This is a genomic window from Pseudomonas sp. KH_021, from assembly GCF_057838865.1.
In genome coordinates, this window is the sequence record NZ_CM174477.1 from 5,618,240 (window position 1) to 5,639,529 (window position 21,290).

Genomic DNA, 21,290 nt, shown 5'->3' on the forward strand with positions numbered 1-21,290 from the left:
GACGGGCCGCATCGCAGCCTATCGGCAGCGGCTACAGTGCAATCACGACGACAGGTACGAAGAGCGGGTCAGCCCCAACCGCAGTGCATCCAGGAACTGGGTGCGTTCGCGGGCGGTGATCTTGGCGCTGGCGCATTTGTCGCGGTAGTGAGTCATCAACTCTTCCGGCGACAGGTGCACGTAGCGCAGCATGTCTTCGATGGTGTCGTGGGTCTCGATACCGGCGTGGTACACGCTGCCATCCAGGTTCTGGTAGATGTTCACCGAGTCGGTGTCGCCGAACAGGTTGTGCATGTCACCCAGGATTTCCTGGTAGGCACCGACCAGGAAGATCCCCAGCAGGTAGTCCTCGCCCTCCTTCATCGCGTGCACCGGCAGGCTGGTCTCGATGCTTTGCTCATCGACGTACTGGTTGATCTTGCCGTCCGAGTCGCAGGTCAAATCCTGCAGTACAGCACGGCGCATTGGCTCTTCGTCCAGACGGTGCAGCGGCAAGATCGGCAGTACCTGGCCGATGGCCCAGGTGTCCGGCAGGCTCTGGAACACCGAGAAGTTGCAGATGTACTTGTCGGCCAGCTTGTCGTTGAGTTCGTCCAGCACTTGGCGGTGCGAGCGCTGGCGAGCCTTCAACGAGTTGTGCAGGCGTCGGCAAACGGCAAAGTAGCACTGCTCGGCCAAGGCCTTTTCTGCCAGGGTGATCTTGCCGTCGGCATACTGGGCAGCCACGTCGCTCATGTAGTGAGTGGCGCGCCAGTAAGTCTCGGTGACCATCTCGATATCGGTCGGGCCCAGCAGGTCGGCCAGCCACTGGACGGTCTCTGGCAGGTTTTCCTTGTTCTCGATCACCGGGACTTCGTCGTTGTGCTTCTCGACGTCAGTCACCTGCACCACCAGCACGGCGTGGTGGGCGGTCAGCGAGCGACCGCTTTCGGAGAAAATATGCGGGTGCGGCAAGCCTTGGGCGTCGCAGAATTCCTTGAGCATACCGACCACGACACCGGCGTAGTCGTCCATGTCGTAGTTGATCGAGCTGGCGTTGCGCGAGTGAGTACCGTCGTAGTCCACACCCAGGCCACCGCCGACGTCGATATGGTCGACCGGCAGGTTCAAGGCGCGCAGTTCGCCGTAGTAACGAATCGCTTCCTTGAAGCCGTGCTGGTAATCGGCAAGGTTGGCGATTTGCGAGCCCATGTGGAAGTGCAACAGGCGGATGCCCTGGTCAAGGCCGGCATCGCGAAAGCGCTGGACCACTGAAATCAGCTGGGCCGCAGAAAGACCGAACTTGGATTTCTCGCCACCGGTGTCAGCCCACTTGCTCGACGCCAGCGACGACAGGCGCACGCGCAGGCCAACCTGTGGCTTGACCTTAAGCTCAGCCGCCTCTTCGATCACCAGCGCCACTTCCGACTCTTTCTCGATCACGATAAAGACGTTATGGCCCAGCTTCTGGCCCATCAGTGCCAGGCGAATGAACTCGCGGTCCTTGTAGCCGTTGCAAACGATGGTGCCGCCCTTGGGCGCCAGCGCCAGCACCGCCAGCAGCTCAGGCTTGGAACCGGCTTCAAGGCCGATGGAAACGTTTTGGGTGGCGATGATGTTTTCCACCACCGCTTCCTGCTGGTTGACCTTGATCGGGTACAGCGCGGTGTATTGGCTCTGGTACTCAAGGCGCGCGATGTTGGCATCGAAAGCACCGGTCAATTGGCGCACACGGTCTTGCAGAATGTCCGGGAAGCGAACCAGCAAGGGCAGCGACAGGCCGCTCTGGCGCAGCTCATCGACCTGCTCGTACAGATCGATCGGGGCGCTTTTCGGGCCGTTCGGGCGCACTTCCACGCGTCCGGCCTCGTTGATCGCGAAATACCCGGCCCCCCAATGGCGAATCCCGTAAACACTGCGGCTGTCCGCAACTGTCCATTGGCTGCCATCGTCTTTGCGTGTGCGTCGTACGGACATCGAAGTCCCCTATCAATAAAGTCAAAAAACACCGGCCAAGCGGGATGGCGCAGTGTAGAGAATGAAAATGACAATTCTCCGCCTGCCGGAGTAGACCCCGACCACGGACATGAGTTTAGAAGTCCGCCAGCAAAAGACACCGCTTCACACGGTCATGACCGTGTAAAGCATCGGTGAGACTTGTGCAGGCGAGGCGGATCAGCCGCCGGACTTCTTGGCTTTGAAACCCTGTTTGACCAGCTCTGCCAGAAGCAGCTCGACGTGGTCGCCCTGGATCTCGATGACGCCATCCTTGAGCGCACCGCCGGTTCCGCAGCGACGCTTGAGCGTACTGGCCAGTTCCTTGAGTTCGGCTTCAGGCAGCGGCACGCCGCTGATGGTGGTCACCGTCTTGCCGCCACGACCTTTGCTTTCGCGGCGCACACGGGCGATGCCATCCCCTTCGGGAATGAGCGTTTTCTTGCAGATGCAGGCATCTATGGGTTGACTGCAGTCCGGGCAATGCCGGCCAGCGTCGGTGGAGAACACCAGGCCACCGAGGGCGGCGAAGGAGGCGGCTTTCTTGGCCACTTTTGATCCTCTTGGGAGGACAAAAACTGGTCGGTGGGGACCGACCGCGAAGCCCCACTCTGGCAGGGGCAGCGCAACCGAAGCGGTGAGGCTTCGGTTTAAAAAGGCCGCGCAGTGTAACGGCAAAAGCGTCGCTTGCTAAGTACACAACTGCGCCATTTTACTCAGCAATCGCGACGTTATGGACGACTGGCGATAAATCGGTTCAATGCCGCCAGCGAATCGGGGCAATACGGGTTGCTCTGGCTGTCCTTCAAGGCCTCTGCGACCGGCAAAAACCGGGCCTCACTGACCTCTTCAGGTTGAAGCCGCAACGGCCCATCCCAGACCGCCGAGAACACCGCACACCAGAGTCGGTTGCCAGGCTGATCGAAAAAGAACCGTTCGTGCGCGGTCAACTCGACCCCCGCAACGCCCAGTTCTTCTTCCAGCTCACGGGCCGCCGATTCAGCGTAGCTTTCATCGGCCTGGACCATGCCTCCGGCTGCCACATCCCAGTAACCTGGGTAAATCGCCTTGCTCAAGGTCCGCCGATGTACGCACAACTCACCGGCAGAATTGAACAGCAAAATATAAGTGCCCCGCCCGATGAGGTTTTGCTCACGCAACTGTGCGCGGGGCAAGGCACCCAGTGGCTGGTCGTGTTCATCGACCCAAGCAATGGTTTCGGCATCGGAGGCGGCGCGGTGCGCGGCCTCCTCAGGAGTGACGGCCATGATTCAACCTTGCGAGAGCAGTTGGCGCAGATCGATCACTGCAGCGTTGGCCCGGGAAATATAGTTGGCCATGACCAGCGAGTGGTTCGCCCAGACGCCAAAGCCGCTACCGTTGAGTACCATCGGGCTCCACAGCGGCTCCTGCGAAGCTTCCAGCTCGCGAATGATCTGCCGCACGCTGACCGTCGCGTTCTTCTTGGCCAGTACATCGGCGAAGTCCACCTCAATGGCACGCAGCAGGTGCGACAGCGCCCACGCCTGGCCTCGAGCCTCATAGAAGACGTTGTCGATTTGTAGCCATGGGGTCTCGACCACTTCTTCATCGACCTGCGGCACCTGGCCTGGGACGATGCTTTCAGTCTTCAGGGTGGAGTTGAGCTTGACCCGGCCAACGCTTGCCGACAGGCGCTGGGACAACGAACCCAGGCGCGTGGCCACATCACCCAGCCAGTTGTTGAGGTTGTCGGCCCGCGCATAAAACAGCGCGTTCTTTTGATCAGGCGCCGACAACCGCAGTTGATAGCGCGTCAGCGAATTGATGCCTTCCTGATACTCCGATTCGCTCGAAGGCAGGACCCAGCTCTTGTTATCGAAGTTAAAGCGCGGCTCAGCCTTGGCCAGGTCCGCGTCTTCGGCGGATTGCGACTGGGAGCGGGCAAAATCCTTGCGCAGGGCGCGGCTCAGGTCACGCACCTGAACCAGCACGCCGTATTCCCAGCTCGGCATATTGTCCATCCACAGGCCTGGCGGGAAGCGGTCGTTGGAAATATAGCCGCCGGGGTTGTGCAGCAAGGTACCGGCTACGGTCTTGAGGGTTTCGACCGTGGTAAAACCGACCACCATCTGGCGCTGATCACGCTCGGCGGCAGCCTGGGCATTCTGTTGCACCGGAAACAAGTCCGGTTCGCGGCTCCAGTACCACCCCACCAGCGCGGCAACCAGCAAGTAAAGAAACAGCAGCGTTCCCAGCGCGCGGCTGAACAGCAGCCCCGTGAAGTAGCTGCGCGCACCGGCACTTCGTGCATCGACTCGTTCACGCGGTTGCGCATTGCCTGTGCGGTTTTTCCAGTCCAGCATGGCTATGTCCTTTCGATAACGTCAATTCAGGGGGATTCGACCGCAAGCCCGTTGCATCGTGCCTGTGCTGCACGAGCATTTTTGCGCGTGGCATCACTACGGATTGCGCCGCCCACCTGCACTATAAAGCAAGCATGGGCAGGCGCGGAACTGGCCAAGGTCATCCGCCATAACGAGCGCTATGTCAGCGTACCGATCATCTACTTGTCCGCCGAAGACGATCTGGACAAACAGCTTGATGCCATGAGCGAAGGCGGTGACGACTTCCTGACCAAGCCGATCAAGCCGCGCCATTTGATTACCACCGTGCGCAACCGTGCCGGCCGCGCCCGTCATCTGAAGTCGGATTGCCATGTTCCTCAAGCAGCGCCTGCTCAAAACCGACTGTATCGGCCATTACGGCGGTGAAGAATTTGCCAAAGGCGTCGCACAGTAGCACAAGGCAATTGGCCAGCTTTCTTGGATTTCGGTCATCCCCGTCATAACCCCGTCATAAAAACGCAATATCTTCAAACACTTACACTCGGTCGTAAGTAGATACCGCGTATGCGCCTGAAGCTGCTCACCAATTTCAATACCTTCCTGCTGGTCACAGTTTGCCTTGCCCTGGGCGCCACGCTGTGGTGGTCGCAGCAAGCGCTGGACCGCCCTTATCTGCTGATGGAGCGCTACCTGGGGCTGTCCCAGCAATTCCAGAATCAGGTCGCTCGCAATGTCGAAGACTATCTGAGCAGCGGCGATGCCCTGCGCCACAGCGAGGCGGTACAGAACCTGGCCAAACTGGAGCGGGAACTGGGCGAACTGCCGCAACCTTTGGCCGACACCCTGCGCCCCAGCCTGACCCAACTGAACGCGTTCAGCACCACTGACCTGCTGGCGGCCGGCAAGCTGGCCGGCGACCCCCAGGCCTTGCTGTTGCAAGCCGAGCGCGAACTGGGTGCCAACCTTGAACAACTGGCGCACTACGCAAGCGCTGGCACCGGCAGCGATGCCGCGCTCTATCAAGCCCCCCTGCTGAACGCCGCGCAGCATCTGGCACGCCTGTCGCTGGCACGTGACAAGCTGGTCAGCAGCGGTCGTGGCGAGCTGGCCGTGGATGTCGAACGTGAGCTGTCCGCCATTGCCACTCAGGCCGACGCTTTGCAGGCGCTGCCGTTGCTGGGTGTGGCCAGCAACAACGAAAGCAACACCGACGACTTTGCTTCGATGATGGGCCTTCAGACCGAAGCCAAGGTCGACGCCCAGGATAAGGGCGTGGACTTGAAGCGCGAGCTGAGCAGCCTGCTGACACGCTACCCGGCCGAACTCAGCCGCACTCGCGAGCAGATCGAACGCCGCGCCGCGTTGGCCGAACGCACCCACAAGGAAATCGCCCGCGTGCAGACCGCCATCGCCGATCTTGAACCGGCCGTGCGCAGCGAGCATGGCCGCATTCAGGGCGAAGTGCGCATCCTGCAGGGCATCATTATTGGCCTGATTCTGCTGATCGCGCTGTTGATCGATACCCTGCAACGGCGCCTGGCCCGCGTGCTGACCCGCCTGGCCCCAGCGCTCTCGACCTGGGCAGAGGGCGATTTCAGCAACCCCATCACGCTCGGCAAGACCAACCGCGAGCTGCACGACATCGAAGAATCCCTCAACCGCTTGCGCGCCTACCTGGTGGATCTGGTCGGCACCATTCGCCACAACGCCGAAGGCGTGGCCGGCAGCAGCCGTACCCTGGCCGACCTGAGCAGCGGCCTGCACGAGGATGCCGAACGCCAGGCGGGCGACACCGGCATGATTCGCGATTCCTTGGGCGAGTTAGAGGCAACCATCCAGCAAGTGGCCGGCGATGCCAGCCAGGCCGCCGACGCCAGTCGTGATGCCGGCCGCGCGGTCGAGCAGGGCCAGGCGGTTATCGGCCAGAGCCTGACCGGGCTGCATGCCTTGGTCGGTGAGGTGCAGAGCAATGCCCAGATGATCGAGCGGCTGGCCGAAGAGTCCGCGACCATCGGCGGTGTGCTGACGGTTATCCGCTCGATTGCCGACCAAACCAATCTGCTGGCCTTGAATGCGGCCATCGAAGCGGCCCGGGCCGGCGAGATGGGCCGAGGCTTTGCCGTGGTGGCCGAGGAAGTCCGCTCGCTGGCCCAGCGCACCGCCGGTGCCACCGGCGAGATCCAGACCCTGATCGCCAATCTGCAGCAAGCGGCCCGTCACTCGGTGGAAGGCATGCGCGCCCAGGTCGGGCACGCTGAAGCCACGGCCAGCCAGGCACAGGCCGCGGATGGCGCGCTGGATGAAATCGTCGCGGCCATCCAGACCATCGCCGCCACCGCCGAGCGCATCGCCTACGTGACGGCCCAGCAAAGTGGCGCAGTGAGCGAGATCCGCGACCACAGCGAGCGCATCCATGAATTGGGCGAAGGCAATCTTCAGCGCATCGGCGAAGGTCGCGAGCAAGGCGAGCAACTGCTGGCGCTGGGCGGTGAACTGCGCACGGCGGTGCGGGCATTTCGGGTCTGATAACCGGCTCTTAATCCTGGCGCACTAAAGATGGGCATCGCGGGTCGCGCTCTGCACGGCGCGGCTCAGTTCGCTATGATGCCCACACCCCAGCTTCGCGAGATTGCCATGCGCCGCCTGCTTTGCCTGCTGTTTCTGCTCTTCACCCTGCCTGCCGTTGGTGCTGGCCTGCTCGACAATCGCCCCAATGCGATCTTCGGCGGCGCCGCGCTGAATAACAGCAGCGACTTTTTGCCGGTGCGCGAAGCATTCAAGCTCAGCCTGGTCGACAGCACCCCCGAGACCCTCAAGTTGCGCTTTGTCGCCACCGACGGCTATTACCTCTATCGCCACCGCTTCCAGTTTCGCAGCGACCCGGTCGACGTGGTGCTCGGCCCTGCACAATTGCCTCAGGGCGAAAAGAAGCACGACGAGTTCTTCGGCGATGTCGAGGTGTACTACGGCATCCTCGACGTCGAAATCCCCCGTCCCAAGAATGACAACCGGGCCTTTACGCTGGTCGTGACCTATCAGGGCTGCGCCGACAAGGGCTTGTGCTATCCGCCGGAAACTGAGCGATTGAACATCGAGGGCGACCCGATCGCCACGCCAGTGGCCATGGCGGGTGCCGTGCCCATCCCCAGCGGTTGGAGCTGGAAGGAGATGGCGCTGTTCTTCCTGGCAGGGCTGGGCCTGACCTTCACGCCGTGCGTGCTGCCGATGCTGCCGATCTTGTCCGGCGTGGTGCTGCGTGGCCAGGTGGGTGGCTGGCGCGGCTTCAGCCTGTCGCTGGCCTATGTGCTGCCGATGGCAGGTTGCTTCGCCTTGCTGGGTGCATTGATGGGCCTGTTCGGTGCCCAGCTGAACCTGCAGGCACGCCTGCAATCGGTCTGGGTGCTGGTGCCCTTTGCATTCTTTTTCGTCGTGTTCGCCCTGGCCATGTTCGGCTTGTTCGAGCTCAAGCTGCCCCACTCGATCAGCTCGCGACTGGACCGCATGGCCCACAAGACCAAAGGGGGGTCGCTGGTGGGCGCCGCCATTTTGGGCGTGGTTTCAAGCCTTCTGGTTTCGCCCTGCGTATCGGCACCTTTGGCGGGCGCGCTGCTGTATATCAGTGCCAGCGGCGATGCGGCCGGTGGCGCACTCAAGCTGTTCAGCCTAGGGCTTGGCATGGGCGCCCCGCTGCTAGTCGTTGCCACGGGCGGCGCGGCCTGGCTGCCCAAGAGCGGGCCTTGGCTGGGCACCGTCAAAAATGCCATCGGTGTGCTGTTGCTGGGCTTGGCCATCGGCTTGCTTAGCCGAGTGCTCCCAGGCCAGGTCACGCTGCTGCTGGTGGGCTTGCTGGCCGCAGGGGTCGGCGTGTTTCTCGGCGCACTGGAGTTCACCCTCAAGAGCACCCGCCAGCGCTTGGCACAGGTGCTGGGCCTGATGTTGATGTTCTACGCCCTGGCCTGCTGGTATGGCGGCCTGAGCGGCAAAACTGACCCCTTCGAGCCCCTGGGCCGTACTGCGTTGATGGCCAGCAACAGCTCCAGCCCCCAGGCGCCTCATGGCGACTGGCAGACCATCACCACGCCCGCTGAGCTCGACCGCGCCTTGCTGGAGGCCAAAAACGCAGGGCAGCCGGTACTGCTCGACTGGTACGCCGACTGGTGCATCAGTTGCAAGGTGATCGAGAAGGAAGTGCTCACTGCACCGTCCGTGGTGCCTCAGTTGAACGACTACCGGCTGGTGCGTTTCGACATCACTGAAAGCAACGCCGAGCAGCGCGCCCTGCTGGACCGCTACAAACTGTTCGGCCCGCCCGCCATTATGTTCTTTGCGGCGAACGGCGACGAACTGAAGCAGGTTCGGGTCGTTGGCGAGATAAACGCCGTCGAATTTGCAGAGCGACTGAAGAGCGCAAGACGCGATCTGCGTCTATAACTTCCCAGGCCGCCGAAAAAGGCGGCCTTGATGACCAGATTTAATTATTCGGTCATAAATTTCGCGCAATCCTCGGGCATCGTGCTGGCTATTGCAGCAAACTGGACAGTGGGCAACCCTTGCGGCATAGTCGCCCGCATTGAACTCAGCCCAGACTCGAGAAAGGACAACGCAGATGGCAACGCTACTGGTGCTTCACGGCCCCAACCTCAACCTGCTCGGCACCCGCGAACCGGGTGTCTACGGTGCCGTGACCCTGGCCCAGATCAATCAGGACCTGGAGCAGCGCGCTCGCGCCGCTGGCCACCACCTGCAGTACCTGCAAAGCAATGCAGAGTACGAACTGATCGACCGCATTCACGCCGCGCGTGACGAAGGCGTCGACTTCATTCTGATTAATCCGGCAGCTTTTACGCATACAAGCGTCGCATTACGTGACGCATTGCTGGCTGTGAGCATCCCATTCATCGAAGTGCATTTATCCAACGTGCACAAGCGCGAACCTTTTCGCCACCACTCCTACTTTTCGGATGTCGCCGTAGGAGTGATTTGCGGCCTGGGCGCCAGCGGTTACCGGCTCGCCCTGGAGGCGGCCCTGGAACAACTGGCTGCAGCTGCAAAACCCTAAATATAGGCGCCTGGTCGCAAGACGAGGCGCATGCAATCGCTTGAAGACAGCGCTTACATACCCCTGACCGACCCTTGGGAGTTGATGATTAATGGATATTCGTAAAGTCAAGAAACTAATCGAACTGCTGGAAGAGTCCGGCATCGACGAGCTCGAGATCAAAGAAGGCGAAGAATCCGTACGGATCAGCCGCCATAGCAAAACCCCTGCCCAGCAGTACTACGCACCGGTTCCAATGGCTGCACCGGCACCTGTCGCTGCTGCTCCGGCCGCCGCTGCCCCAGTTGCTGAAGCACCGTCCGCACCAAAACTGAACGGCAACGTTGCCCGTTCGCCAATGGTCGGCACTTTCTACCGCAAGGCCTCGCCTAGCTCCCCTGCCTTCGTTGAAGTTGGCCAGAGCGTGAAGAAAGGCGACACCCTGTGCATCGTTGAAGCGATGAAAATGATGAACCACATCGAAGCCGAAAGCAGCGGCGTGATCGAGTCCATCCTGGTAGAAGACGGCCAGCCGGTTGAGTTCGACCAGCCGCTGTTCACCATCGTTTGAACCGCGGAGAGTTAACGATGTTGAAACCTGCGAAGTTGGAAAAAGTTCTGATCGCCAACCGCGGTGAAATCGCCTTGCGGATCCTGCGTGCCTGCAAAGAGATGGGCATCAAGACCGTCGCCGTTTACTCCAAGGCTGACAAAGACCTGATGCACCTGGGCTTGGCTGACGAGTCGGTGTGCATAGGTCCCGCGCAAGCCGCTCAATCCTACCTGCACATCCCGGCCATCATCGCGGCAGCCGAAGTCACTGGCGCCACGGCGATCCACCCGGGCTACGGCTTCCTCGCAGAAAACGCCGACTTCGCCGAGCAGGTCGAGAAATCCGGCTTTGCCTTCATCGGCCCGAAAGCCGACACCATTCGCCTGATGGGCGACAAGGTATCGGCCAAGGACGCAATGATCAAAGCAGGCGTTCCGACTGTGCCGGGTTCCGACGGCCCACTGCCTGAAGACGAAGAAGAAGCCCTGCGTATTGGCCGCGAAGTCGGCTACCCCGTGATCATCAAGGCCGCTGGCGGCGGCGGTGGTCGTGGCATGCGCGTGGTGCACAAGGAAGAAGACCTGATCGCCTCGGCCAAGCTGACCCGTACCGAAGCCGGTGCTGCGTTCGGCAACCCGATGGTGTACCTGGAGAAGTTCCTGACCAACCCACGTCACGTGGAAATCCAGGTGCTTTCCGATGGCCAGGGCAACGCCGTTCACCTGGGCGACCGCGACTGCTCCTTGCAGCGCCGCCACCAGAAGGTGATGGAAGAAGCACCGGCACCGGGCATCGATGAGAAAGCCCGCCAGGAAGTCTTCGCTCGTTGCGTCAAGGCGTGCGTCGACATCGGCTACCGTGGCGCCGGTACGTTCGAGTTCCTCTACGAGAACGGCGGCTTCTACTTCATCGAGATGAACACCCGTATTCAGGTAGAGCACCCGATCACGGAAATGATCACGGGCATCGACATCGTCAAGGAGATGCTGAGCATCGCCGCTGGCAACAAGCTGTCGTTCTCCCAGGAAGACGTCATTTTCCGTGGCCACGCCTTTGAATGCCGGATCAACGCTGAAGACCCGAAGAAGTTCATTCCAAGCCCTGGCACCGTCAAGCATTTCCACGCCCCAGGCGGCAACGGCGTTCGCGTCGACTCGCACCTGTACAGTGGCTATTCGGTACCACCGAACTACGATTCGCTGATCGGCAAGCTGATCACTCACGGCAAGGACCGCAACGAAGCCATGGGCCGCATGCGCAATGCCCTGGACGAAATCGTGGTTGACGGGATCAAGACCAACGTCCCGCTGCACCGTGAACTGGTTCGCGATGAAGCCTTCATCAAAGGCGGCGTCAACATCCATTACCTGGAACACAAACTGGCTAGCCAGGAGTGATTCTGCGGTAACGATGTAATGCTGTTCGAGGGTAACTCCGGCTCGGTAGGAGCCGGGTTTACCCGCGATGAACCGCGGCGCGTTCATCGCAGCCAAGGCTGGCTCCTACAACCCCCTGTCGTGTTTCCCCTCCACCTCAAGTAAACTGGCGAGCTTCTCGCAGCCCAGGGCTGCGCTCCGTTTATTTTCAAAGGTGCCCGCCATGCCTTGGCTGCAAGTACGTCTGGCTATCAGCCCGGAACAAGCCGAAACCTACGAAGACGCCTTGCTGGAAGTCGGCGCCGTGTCCGTAACCTTTATGGACGCCGAAGACCAGCCGATTTTCGAACCGGACCTGAACACCACTCCGCTGTGGTCGCACACTCACCTGCTGGCCCTGTTCGAGGCCGACGCCCAGCCCGAACAGGTGCTCGCGCACCTGCAACTGCTGACCGGCACCGAGCTGCCCGAGCATCAGGTCGAAGTGGTCGAGGATCAGGACTGGGAACGCAGCTGGATGGATAACTTCCAGCCCATGCGCTTTGGCCAGCGGTTGTGGATCGTACCGAGCTGGCACGCCGCGCCGGAACCCGAAGCTGTGAACCTGTTGCTCGATCCGGGCCTGGCCTTTGGCACTGGCACGCACCCCACCACCGCCTTGTGCCTGGAATGGCTCGACGGCCAGGACCTGAACGACTGCGAAGTCCTGGACTTCGGCTGTGGATCCGGCATCCTCGCCATCGCCGCCTTGTTGCTGGGCGCGCGCCTAGCGGTCGGTACCGACATCGACGTGCAGGCGCTGGAAGCTTCGCGTGACAACGCCGGGCGCAACGGCATCGCCAAGGAGCGTTTCCCGCTCTATCTGCCGCAAGACATGCCAGCCATGCAAGCCGATGTGCTGGTCGCCAACATTCTGGCCGGCCCGCTGGTCTCGCTTGCCCCGCAGCTGTCTGGGCTGGTCAAATCCGGCGGCCGCCTGGCGCTCTCCGGGATCCTGGCCGAGCAAGGCGAAGAAGTCGCAGCCGCGTATGCCGCCGACTTCGACCTGGACCCGATTGCCGTGCGTGACGGCTGGGTACGCATCAGTGGTCGCCGTCGCTAAGAGCGCCTAGAATGGTCCTCTGTCCAACCCGGATTGCCGCATGACCGACAGTTTCGTCACTCAGTGCCCCCATTGCCAGACCAGCTTTCGCGTCAGCCATACTCAGTTGAGTGTGGCGCGCGGAGTGGTGCGTTGTGGCGCCTGCCTGCAGGTGTTCAATGCCGCGCGCCAGCTGCTCGAACAGAGCGCCGCCCAGCAACCCCAAGCGGCGCAGCCACCTGCGCCACCCGTAGCCGAGGCGCCCACGACCAGCGAGCCGCCAGCACCGATCAGCCAGCGCGAATGGTCACCTGCCGAACTGGACCTGGATAACCTCGACCTGGACAAACTCGATCTGGATGGGGAACTGGCCAGGCTCGAGCAGCGGGAAATCCAGCCAATCACCGATTTTGGCCAGCCGCATCCTGCGCGTGAAGAGTCCTTGAGCGCGCAGCGCGACGTCCACGATATTGATGAGCCGCCCCTGGCGGGTGGCTTGTTCGGTTCAGCCAACGACGAACCTGAGCACGACGAGCCCGAACTTCAGCCTCCGACCATCGAACCCATCGCCATCGACGAACCTGAGCCGGCACGCTTTGAGCGAACCGAGCCGTCGCCGTCACTGGATCTTGAAGACGATCTGGATGAAGAACGCACTCCCCCATTGCCAGCGGTCGAAAAGCCGTTGCCGCGCACATCGAGCCGTGAGCGCCTGACAGCGCGAGACCCGCTCGATGAGCAGGACGATGAACCCGTTCGGCGCGATCCACCGCTGCAAAACCGTCACGGCAAAGGCGCGCGCAATGAGCCGGGCCTGAGTAACGAAGGCCTCTCCGATCTGATGGACGACCCCTTGCAGCTCGAATGGCAAAGGCGTCGGACGTCCTGGGGCAAGCGGCTGCTGTGGCTCATCCTGGTGCTGGTCGCCGCGGCGGCCTTGGCCGGGCAATACATTTGGTATCATTTTGATGAGCTGGCGCGACAGGACCAATACCGCCCCTGGTTCCAGCAACTCTGCCCAGCGCTTGGGTGCAAGGTGCCCTCCAAGGTCGATATCAGCCAGATCAAGAGCAGCAATCTGGTCGTTCGCAGCCACCCGGACTTCAAGGGCGCACTGATCGTCGATGCGATCATTTATAACCGCGCCACTTTTTCCCAACCGTTTCCGTTGCTTGAGCTGCGTTTTGCCGACCTTAACGGCCAATTGATTGCCAGTCGTCGGTTCAAGCCGGGCGAATATTTGAGTGGCGAATTGGCCGGCAAGGCCGAAATGCCGCCACAGACCCCGATCCACATTGCGCTGGATATCCTCGATCCGGGTGCCAAAGCCGTCAATTACAGCCTCAGTTTCCGCTCTCCGGAGTAATCTGTGCGCCGCGCCAAGCGCTGACGCCGGCATTTCGGCGCCAGCTTCTGGCCATTGAACCTTGGGTCATTAGGCCCCAGCTGTTCAGATTTTATCCAAATCGACCTTTATCCAGTCATCGAGAGCGGGTATCATGCCAACCCTTTTTCGAACTCCAATGATCCGGCCCCACAACAGGGAACACCTATGTCGGCGGTACGCATCGGCCCATATACATTGCAAAACGCCTTGATCCTCGCCCCAATGGCCGGGGTCACGGACCAACCATTTCGTCAGTTGTGCCGACGACTGGGCGCAGGCCTGGTGGTCTCGGAAATGGTGACAAGCGACATGAGTCTGTGGAACAGCCGCAAATCGCGTCTGCGCATGATCCACGAAGGCGATCCCGAGCCGCGCTCGGTACAGATCGCCGGTGGTGATGCCCAGATGCTGGCCGCTGCGGCCCGGGCCAATGTCGAGTCGGGAGCCCAGATCATTGATATCAATATGGGCTGCCCTGCGAAAAAAGTCTGCAACAAGGCTGCAGGCTCTGCTTTATTGAAAGATGAAGACCTGGTGCGCGAAATCCTGCACGCCGTGGTTGACGCAGTCGATGTGCCGGTCACGCTGAAGATCCGCACCGGCTGGGACCGTTCGAACAAGAACGGCATCACGGTGGCAAAAATCGCCGAACAAGCCGGCATTCAAGCGCTGGCCGTCCATGGCAGGACCCGAGCCGACCTGTACACCGGTGAAGCTGAGTACGACACCATCGCCGCTATCAAGCAGTCGGTGTCGATCCCGGTCTTTGCCAACGGCGACATCGACTCTGCGCACAAAGCCCGGCAGGTGCTGCAAGCCACCGGTGCCGATGGCCTGTTGATTGGCCGGGCCGCCCAGGGGCGACCATGGATCTTTCGCGAGATCGAGCATTACCTGCGCACCGGCGAGCTATTGCCGCCGCCGCAGTTGGAAGAAGTAGAACGAATTCTGTTGGAACACCTGGCCGCACTGCACGTCTTCTACGGCGATGTGATGGGCGTACGTATTGCCCGCAAGCATGTCGGCTGGTATCTGGCCACCCTGCCAGGGGCTAGAGAATTTCGCACCCAGTTCAATCGACTGGAAGATACCCAAGCGCAGTGCGCCGACGTTCGCAGCTTTTTTCGCGAACGTACCGAGAGCCTGGCAAGGGACGGAGATGGGGTGGCCGCATGACGATGATGACCGAGACTTTAGTGAGTGGAACAACACCCGTGAGCGACAACGTCAATTTGAAACAGCACCTGAACACGCCGAGCGAAGAGGGTCAGACCCTGCGCGGGAGTGTCGAGAAGGCGCTGCACAATTATTTCGCCCACCTGGAGGGCGCTGCAGTCACGGACGTGTACAACCTGGTGCTCTCCGAAGTCGAGGCTCCCTTGCTTGAAAGCGTAATGAACTACGTCAAGGGCAACCAGACCAAGGCCAGCGAACTGCTGGGCCTGAATCGGGGCACCTTGCGCAAGAAACTCAAGCAGTACGATCTGCTGTAAGCATGCATTCAAACCAGAAAAGGCGGCTCCCATGAGGTCGCCTTTTTTGCTGTCTCCCCTGCTTTAGACGGAAATTGAAATGACCGACCAGACTACCCGCCTGCCGATCCGCCGCGCTTTGATCAGCGTCTCCGACAAGACCGGGATCCTTGAATTCGCCCGTGAGCTCGAAGCCCTGGGCGTCGAGATCCTGTCCACCGGCGGCACCTTCAAGCTGCTCAAGGACAACGGCGTTGCCGCAGTCGAAGTCGCCGACTACACAGGCTTTGCTGAAATGATGGATGGCCGGGTCAAGACCCTGCACCCGAAAATCCACGGTGGCATCCTTGGCCGCCGCGGCATCGACGACGCCATCATGCAAGAGCACGGGATCAACCCGATCGATCTGGTCGCGGTCAACCTCTACCCTTTCGAAGCCACCATCTCCAAGCCAGGTTGCGACCTGCCGACCGCGATCGAGAACATCGACATCGGCGGCCCGACCATGGTTCGCTCGGCAGCCAAGAACCACAAAGACGTGGCCATCGTGGTTAACGCCAGCGACTACACCAATGTCCTTGAAAACCTCAAGGCCGGCGGCCTGACCTACGCCCAGCGCTTCGACCTGATGCTCAAGGCGTTCGAGCACACCGCCGCCTACGACGGCATGATCGCCAACTACATGGGCAGCGTCGACCAGTCGGCCCAGACCCTGAGCACTGAAGGCCGCAGCGAATTCCCGCGCACCTTCAACAGCCAGTTCGTCAAGGCCCAGGAAATGCGCTACGGCGAGAACCCGCACCAGAGCGCGGCGTTCTATGTTGAAGCCAAGCCTGCCGAAGTCGGCATCGCCACCGCCACCCAGCTGCAGGGCAAAGAGCTGTCGTACAACAACGTGGCCGACACCGACGCTGCACTGGAATGCGTCAAGAGCTTCGTCAAGCCTGCCTGCGTGATCGTCAAGCACGCCAACCCGTGCGGCGTGGCTGTTAGCCCAGACGCCGAAGGCGGCATCCGCCAGGCTTACGAACTGGCCTATGCCACTGACACCGAGTCGGCCTTTGGCGGCATCATCGCCTTCAACCGCGAACTGGATGGCGAAACCGCCAAGGCCATCGTCGAGCGTCAGTTCGTCGAAGTCATCATTGCCCCAAGCATCAGTGCCGAAGCCCGCGCCATCGTCGCCACCAAAGCCAACGTGCGCCTGCTGGCCTGTGGCGAATGGTCGGCTGAGCGTGCCGCCGCCTGGGACTACAAGCGTGTCAACGGTGGCCTGCTGGTGCAGAGCCGCGATATCGGCATGATCACCGCAGGTGACTTGAAAGTTGTGACCCAGCGTGCCCCGAGCGAGCAGGAAATCAACGACCTGATCTTCGCCTGGAAAGTGGCCAAGTTCGTCAAGTCCAACGCCATCGTCTACGCCAAGAACCGTCAGACCATCGGTGTCGGCGCCGGCCAGATGAGCCGCGTCAACTCCGCGCGTATCGCCGCGATCAAGGCTGAACACGCCGGCCTGCAAGTGCAGGGCGCGGTCATGGCATCGGATGCGTTCTTCCCGTTCCGCGACGGCATCGAAAACGCAGCCAAGGTCGGCATCACTGCTGTGATCCAGCCGGGCGGCTCGATGCGTGACAATGAAGTGATTGCTGCGGCCGATGAAGCCGGTATTGCCATGGTCTTCACTGGCATGCGCCACTTCCGTCATTGATCCACGGCGAGTGCTTTGCACTCGTTCGCGGCCAGGGCCGCTCCTACAGGTATTGCACTGACCTTGTGGGAGCGGCCTTGGCCGCGATGGCGTCCTCACTGGCGCCCTCACCCTGAAGAATTCGCTTCATCGAGGTTTTTGACATGAATGTTTTGATCATCGGCAGCGGTGGCCGTGAACACGCCCTGGCGTGGAAAGTTGCACAAGACCCACGTGTAGCCAAGGTCTTCGTGGCCCCTGGCAACGCCGGTACGGCGACAGAAGCCAAGTGCGAAAACGTCGACATCGACGTGCTGGCCCTGGAGCAACTGGCCGACTTCGCCCAGAAAAACGTCGCACTGACCATCGTCGGCCCGGAAGTCCCACTGGTGGCCGGTGTGGTCGATCTGTTCCGCAGCCGCAACCTGGATATCTTCGGCCCAACCGCCGGCGCCGCGCAGCTGGAAGGCTCCAAGGCTTTCACCAAGGATTTCCTGGCGCGCCACAAGATCCCGACCGCCGATTACCAGAACTTCACCGAGATCGAGCCAGCCCTGGCTTACCTGCGTGAAAAAGGTGCTCCGATCGTCATCAAGGCCGACGGCCTGGCGGCTGGCAAGGGCGTGATCGTTGCCATGACCCTGGCTGAAGCCGAAGACGCCGTGCGCGACATGCTGGCTGGCAATGCCTTCGGTGATGCAGGCTCGCGTGTAGTGATCGAAGAGTTCCTGGACGGCGAAGAAGCCAGCTTCATCGTCATGGTCGACGGCAAGAACGTATTGCCGATGGCTACCAGCCAAGACCACAAGCGCGTTGGCGACGGTGACACCGGCCCGAACACTGGCGGCATGGGTGCTTACTCCCCTGCCCCGGTCGTGACCGCCCAGGTGCATGACCGCGTCATGGAGCAAGTGATCTGGCCGACCGTGCGCGGCATGGAAGCTGAAGGCAACATCTACACCGGCTTCCTGTACGCAGGGCTGATGATCGACAAGGCCGGCAACCCGAAAGTGATCGAGTTCAACTGCCGTTTCGGCGACCCGGAAACCCAGCCGGTGATGCTGCGCCTGCAGTCGAGCCTGGTGCTGCTGGTTGAAGCTGCATTGGCCAAGGCCCTGGATAAAGTCGAAGCCCAATGGGATCCACGCCCAAGCCTGGGCGTGGTACTGGCCGCTGGCGGCTACCCTGGCGACTACAGCAAAGGCGCCGCCATCCACGGTCTGGATGACGCAGCTACACTACCTGGCAAGGTGTTCCATGCCGGTACCGCCCTCAAGGACGGTAAGGTAGTGGCCACTGGCGGCCGCGTGCTCTGCGCAACCGCGCTGGGTGAGACCGTAAGTGCCGCCCAGCAAGGTGCTTACGCACTGGCCAAGCAGGTCAATTGGGAAGGTAGTTTCTACCGCACGGACATCGGCTACCGCGCCATTGCCCGTGAGCGTGGCGAACAGGAATAAGCCTCGGAGCCTCGCTCGGCAGAAACTGCCTGGCGAGGCTCCATGGCTAGCCAGATAGGCGGCCCCACCAGGGGCCTTGCCATCTGCTTGGCGCCCCGCGCATAGTTATCAACAGGCATTCACCTACGAAGGGATTTCGCCGTGCGCTGGCTCAGGACTGCCACAGTATTCATCGTCAGCTTGCTGACCCTGCTCTGCCTGACTCCGGCCTTCGCCGAATCGAGCAGTGGCTGGTCGGTTTTGCTTGATGAGCAGGGCAGCCTGCAACTGAGCGATGTACGCTCCGAGCGTTACCGCAATCAATTCAGCCCCATCGAACTCAATCAGCTCGACGCCGCCGAACCGGACAAGGCGTTGTGGCTGCACTACCGACTGGCGCCCGGCCAATCGGAGCAACTACTGAGCATCTTTGCCCCGGACCTGGCCCAACTGGACCTGTACGTGCTCGATGGCAGCACGCTGGTCAAGCAGATCCGCAGTGGCAACGACGCCGCGCAAAGCCAACAACTGTTGGCCAATAGCAACCATCTGTTGCCGCTGCCCGAAAGCCAGTACACGCTGGATATCTATTTACGCCTGGTCTCCGAACACCAGTTGCGCCCCAGCATCAGCCTGCAATCGGCCGCCCTCGCCGCCGCAGACCAGCGCCAGCCCTTGTTGTTTGGCCTGTTGTTCGGCTGCCTGGCCATGCTGGTGCTGCATAACCTGGCCCGCTGTGCCTATGGTCGCTCGATCACCACCTTGTGGCTGGCCGGCTATCAGGCCTTGATGTTACTCAGCTCCCTGATCCTGCTTAACCTGAGCGGGCCCTGGCTCTCGCTCTGGCATCCGGCCCAAACCCCGGCGGCGTACTTTCTCGTTTTGCTCGCTTCACTGTGCAGCCTGATGTTCACCGCGCGCTTCTTCGCCCCTTGCGGTCACCCACTGCTGAGCAGGGTGCTGCTCAATGAAGTGCTGTTGGTCGCCCTCTGCGGCATGCTATTGCTGTTTATCGATACCCTGCCCCTGAACCTGATGACCTACGCCTTGGTCGCGCTCTGCAGCTTGAGCATGCTGGTGGTATCTGCCTACCATGCCCACAAGGGCTATCGCCCTGCGCGCTTGTTCGCCCTGTCGATGCTGGTGTTCAACCTGGGCTGCCTGGTGGTGCTCCCGGCACTGCTGGTATTGACCCGCACGCCAGTGCAGTGGCTGCTGTTCATCCTGCTCGCCCTGACCGCTGTCAGTGGCCTGATCCTCAATATCGCCGTCAGCGAACGCCAACGCTCTATCCGCGAGGCACGTTTCAACGCCAGCCGCGCCTTGGCGGCCAGCGACGCAGAAGTCAATGCCAAGGCCGAATTCCTGGCCAAGATCAGCCACGAAATCCGCACCCCCATGAACGGCGTGCTGGGCATGACCGAGTTACTGTTGGGCACTCCCCTGTCGGTCAAGCAGCGGGACTATGTACAAACCATCCACAGCGCCGGCAATGACCTGCTGACGCTGATCAACGAGATTCTCGACATCTCGCGCCTGGAGTCGGGGCAGATCGAGCTCGATGATGTGCAATTCGACCTCAACGCGTTGATCGAAGATTGCCTGAACATCTTCAGGGCCAAGGCCGAGCAGCAAAATGTCGAACTGATCAGCTTCACCCAGCCGCAAGTGCCACGGGTGATCAGCGGAGACCCGACGCGCCTGCGCCAAACGCTGCTGAGCCTTTTGGAAAACGCCCTGAAGAAAACCGACGAAGGCGAGATCCTGCTGGTGGTCGCCCTTGACCAGCGCGCCAGTGAGCCTCGCCTGCGTATTGCGGTACAGGACAGCGGCCAGCCAATGCCGGCCGCCGAGCGCGACGCGTTGCTGCAAGCCGAACTGCACAGCAAGAATTTTCTTTCCGGGAACCCGTTGGGCGGGCACCTGGGGCTGGTGATCGCCAAGCAGTTGATCATGCTCATGCAGGGCGAGTTCGGGATCAAGACCAGCAACAACCAGGGCAGTACCTTGTGGCTGACCCTGCCGCTGGACCCAGCCCGCCTGGAACAGCCAGCCACCGACCTCGACGGCCCGCTCAAGGACACCCGCGTGCTGGTGGTGGATGACAACGACACTTGCCGCAAAGTGCTGGTGCAGCAGTGCAGCGCCTGGGGCATGAACGTCAGTGCCGTGCCATCGGGCAAGGAGGCGCTGGCCCTGCTGCGCACCAAGGCGCACCTGCGCGACTATTTCGATGTGGTGCTGCTGGATCAGAATATGCCTGGCATGACCGGCATGCAGCTGGCGACCAAGATCAAGGAAGACCCGAGCCTTAACCACGATATCCTGCTGATCATGCTCACGGGCATCAGCAATGCGCCGAGCAAGATCATTGCCCGCAATGCCGGCATCAAGCGGATCCTGGCCAAGCCGGTCGCAGGCTACACCCTCAAGACCACCCTGGCCGACGAACTCAACCAGCGCACCCGCGGCATTCTGAGCGGCCCTGCGCCAATGGTTGCCGTGCAGGCACCGATGAACGTGCCGGCTGACTTTCGCATTCTGGTCGCCGAGGACAACAGTATTTCGACCAAGGTGATTCGCGGCATGCTCGGCAAACTCAATCTGGAACCAGACACCGCCAGCAATGGCGAGGAAGCGCTCAAGGCCATGAAGAGCCAGCACTATGATCTGGTGCTGATGGATTGCGAAATGCCGATTCTGGACGGTTTCTCCGCCACCCAGCAATTGCGCGCCTGGGAAGTGGGCAATCAGCGTCGACGCACGCCCGTGGTGGCGCTGACGGCGCATATCCTCGCCGAACACAAGGAACGCGCACGCCAGGCCGGCATGGACGGGCACATGGCCAAGCCTGTGGAACTGTCGCAATTGCGCGACCTGATCAACCACTGGGTCGCCCAGCGTGAACGTGGCAGCCAGCGCGCCCACACCTCCTGAGCTTTTTCGTCGCCCTGCCAGC

Annotated in this window: 16 protein-coding genes and 1 pseudogene; 13 read left to right on the forward strand and 4 right to left on the reverse strand. The window is 61.3% G+C overall.

Going from position 1 to position 21,290, the window contains the following annotated elements; all coding sequences use genetic code 11:
• Window positions 1-42: 42 nt before the first annotated feature.
• From speA to AC3IX4_RS25925, 4 genes are all read right to left on the reverse strand, one after another.
• A complete protein-coding gene (gene speA, locus AC3IX4_RS25910) occupies window positions 43-1,956 on the reverse strand; it encodes an arginine decarboxylase (RefSeq protein WP_489258151.1) in 1,914 nt (637 codons plus the stop codon).
• Window positions 1,957-2,154: 198 nt separating this feature from the next.
• Complete coding sequence (locus AC3IX4_RS25915; protein WP_489258152.1) at window positions 2,155-2,526, reverse strand: translation initiation factor Sui1; 372 nt, start codon at window positions 2,524-2,526, stop codon at window positions 2,155-2,157.
• 179 nt (window positions 2,527-2,705) lie between these two features.
• Window positions 2,706-3,242 carry an NUDIX hydrolase gene (locus AC3IX4_RS25920; protein WP_489258153.1) on the reverse strand — a complete coding sequence of 179 codons (537 nt, stop codon included), beginning with the start codon at window positions 3,240-3,242 and terminating at the stop codon, window positions 2,706-2,708.
• 3 nt (window positions 3,243-3,245) lie between these two features.
• Complete coding sequence (locus tag AC3IX4_RS25925) at window positions 3,246-4,319, reverse strand: DUF2333 family protein (protein ID WP_489258154.1); 1,074 nt, start codon at window positions 4,317-4,319, stop codon at window positions 3,246-3,248.
• 141 nt (window positions 4,320-4,460) lie between these two features.
• Between AC3IX4_RS25925 and AC3IX4_RS25930 the strand changes: the two are divergent.
• The 13 genes and pseudogenes from AC3IX4_RS25930 to AC3IX4_RS25990 all read left to right on the forward strand — a co-directional run.
• Window positions 4,461-4,737, forward strand: a pseudogene (locus AC3IX4_RS25930) (response regulator); the annotation flags it as partial.
• A gap of 1,361 nt (window positions 4,738-6,098) precedes the next feature.
• Window positions 6,099-6,827, forward strand: coding sequence for a methyl-accepting chemotaxis protein (locus tag AC3IX4_RS25935; RefSeq protein ID WP_489261372.1), 729 nt, complete (start codon window positions 6,099-6,101; stop codon window positions 6,825-6,827).
• A 108-nt stretch (window positions 6,828-6,935) separates the two neighbouring features.
• Window positions 6,936-8,732: a protein-disulfide reductase DsbD gene (locus tag AC3IX4_RS25940; RefSeq protein WP_489258155.1), complete on the forward strand. Its 1,797-nt coding sequence runs from the start codon at window positions 6,936-6,938 to the stop codon at window positions 8,730-8,732.
• A 175-nt stretch (window positions 8,733-8,907) separates the two neighbouring features.
• Complete coding sequence (aroQ, locus tag AC3IX4_RS25945) at window positions 8,908-9,360, forward strand: type II 3-dehydroquinate dehydratase (protein WP_489258156.1); 453 nt, start codon at window positions 8,908-8,910, stop codon at window positions 9,358-9,360.
• A 91-nt stretch (window positions 9,361-9,451) separates the two neighbouring features.
• A complete protein-coding gene (accB, locus tag AC3IX4_RS25950) occupies window positions 9,452-9,910 on the forward strand; it encodes an acetyl-CoA carboxylase biotin carboxyl carrier protein (protein ID WP_489258157.1) in 459 nt (152 codons plus the stop codon).
• Between the two features lie 17 nt (window positions 9,911-9,927).
• The gene (gene accC, locus AC3IX4_RS25955; protein ID WP_489258158.1) at window positions 9,928-11,289 is read left to right on the forward strand and encodes an acetyl-CoA carboxylase biotin carboxylase subunit; all 1,362 of its coding nucleotides are present in this window, start codon (window positions 9,928-9,930) and stop codon (window positions 11,287-11,289) included.
• Window positions 11,290-11,491: 202 nt separating this feature from the next.
• Entirely contained in the window at window positions 11,492-12,370 is an 879-nt protein-coding gene (prmA, locus tag AC3IX4_RS25960) for a 50S ribosomal protein L11 methyltransferase (protein WP_489258159.1), read from the forward strand.
• Window positions 12,371-12,410: 40 nt separating this feature from the next.
• Window positions 12,411-13,715, forward strand: a complete 1,305-nt coding sequence (locus tag AC3IX4_RS25965; protein WP_489258160.1) for a DUF3426 domain-containing protein — start codon at window positions 12,411-12,413, stop codon at window positions 13,713-13,715.
• Window positions 13,716-13,901: 186 nt separating this feature from the next.
• Entirely contained in the window at window positions 13,902-14,912 is a 1,011-nt protein-coding gene (dusB, locus tag AC3IX4_RS25970; protein WP_489258161.1) for a tRNA dihydrouridine synthase DusB, read from the forward strand.
• Window positions 14,909-15,229, forward strand: a complete 321-nt coding sequence (fis, locus tag AC3IX4_RS25975) for a DNA-binding transcriptional regulator Fis (protein WP_003186237.1) — start codon at window positions 14,909-14,911, stop codon at window positions 15,227-15,229. The genes dusB and fis overlap by 4 nt, the downstream gene beginning before the upstream one ends.
• Before the next feature lie 79 nt (window positions 15,230-15,308).
• Window positions 15,309-16,916: a bifunctional phosphoribosylaminoimidazolecarboxamide formyltransferase/IMP cyclohydrolase gene (purH, locus tag AC3IX4_RS25980; protein ID WP_489258162.1), complete on the forward strand. Its 1,608-nt coding sequence runs from the start codon at window positions 15,309-15,311 to the stop codon at window positions 16,914-16,916.
• Between the two features lie 143 nt (window positions 16,917-17,059).
• A complete protein-coding gene (gene purD / locus AC3IX4_RS25985; protein ID WP_489258163.1) occupies window positions 17,060-18,352 on the forward strand; it encodes a phosphoribosylamine--glycine ligase in 1,293 nt (430 codons plus the stop codon).
• A gap of 141 nt (window positions 18,353-18,493) precedes the next feature.
• On the forward strand, window positions 18,494-21,268 hold the full coding sequence (locus AC3IX4_RS25990) for a hybrid sensor histidine kinase/response regulator (RefSeq protein ID WP_489258164.1): 2,775 nt from the start codon (window positions 18,494-18,496) through the stop codon (window positions 21,266-21,268).
• Window positions 21,269-21,290: the final 22 nt, after the last annotated feature.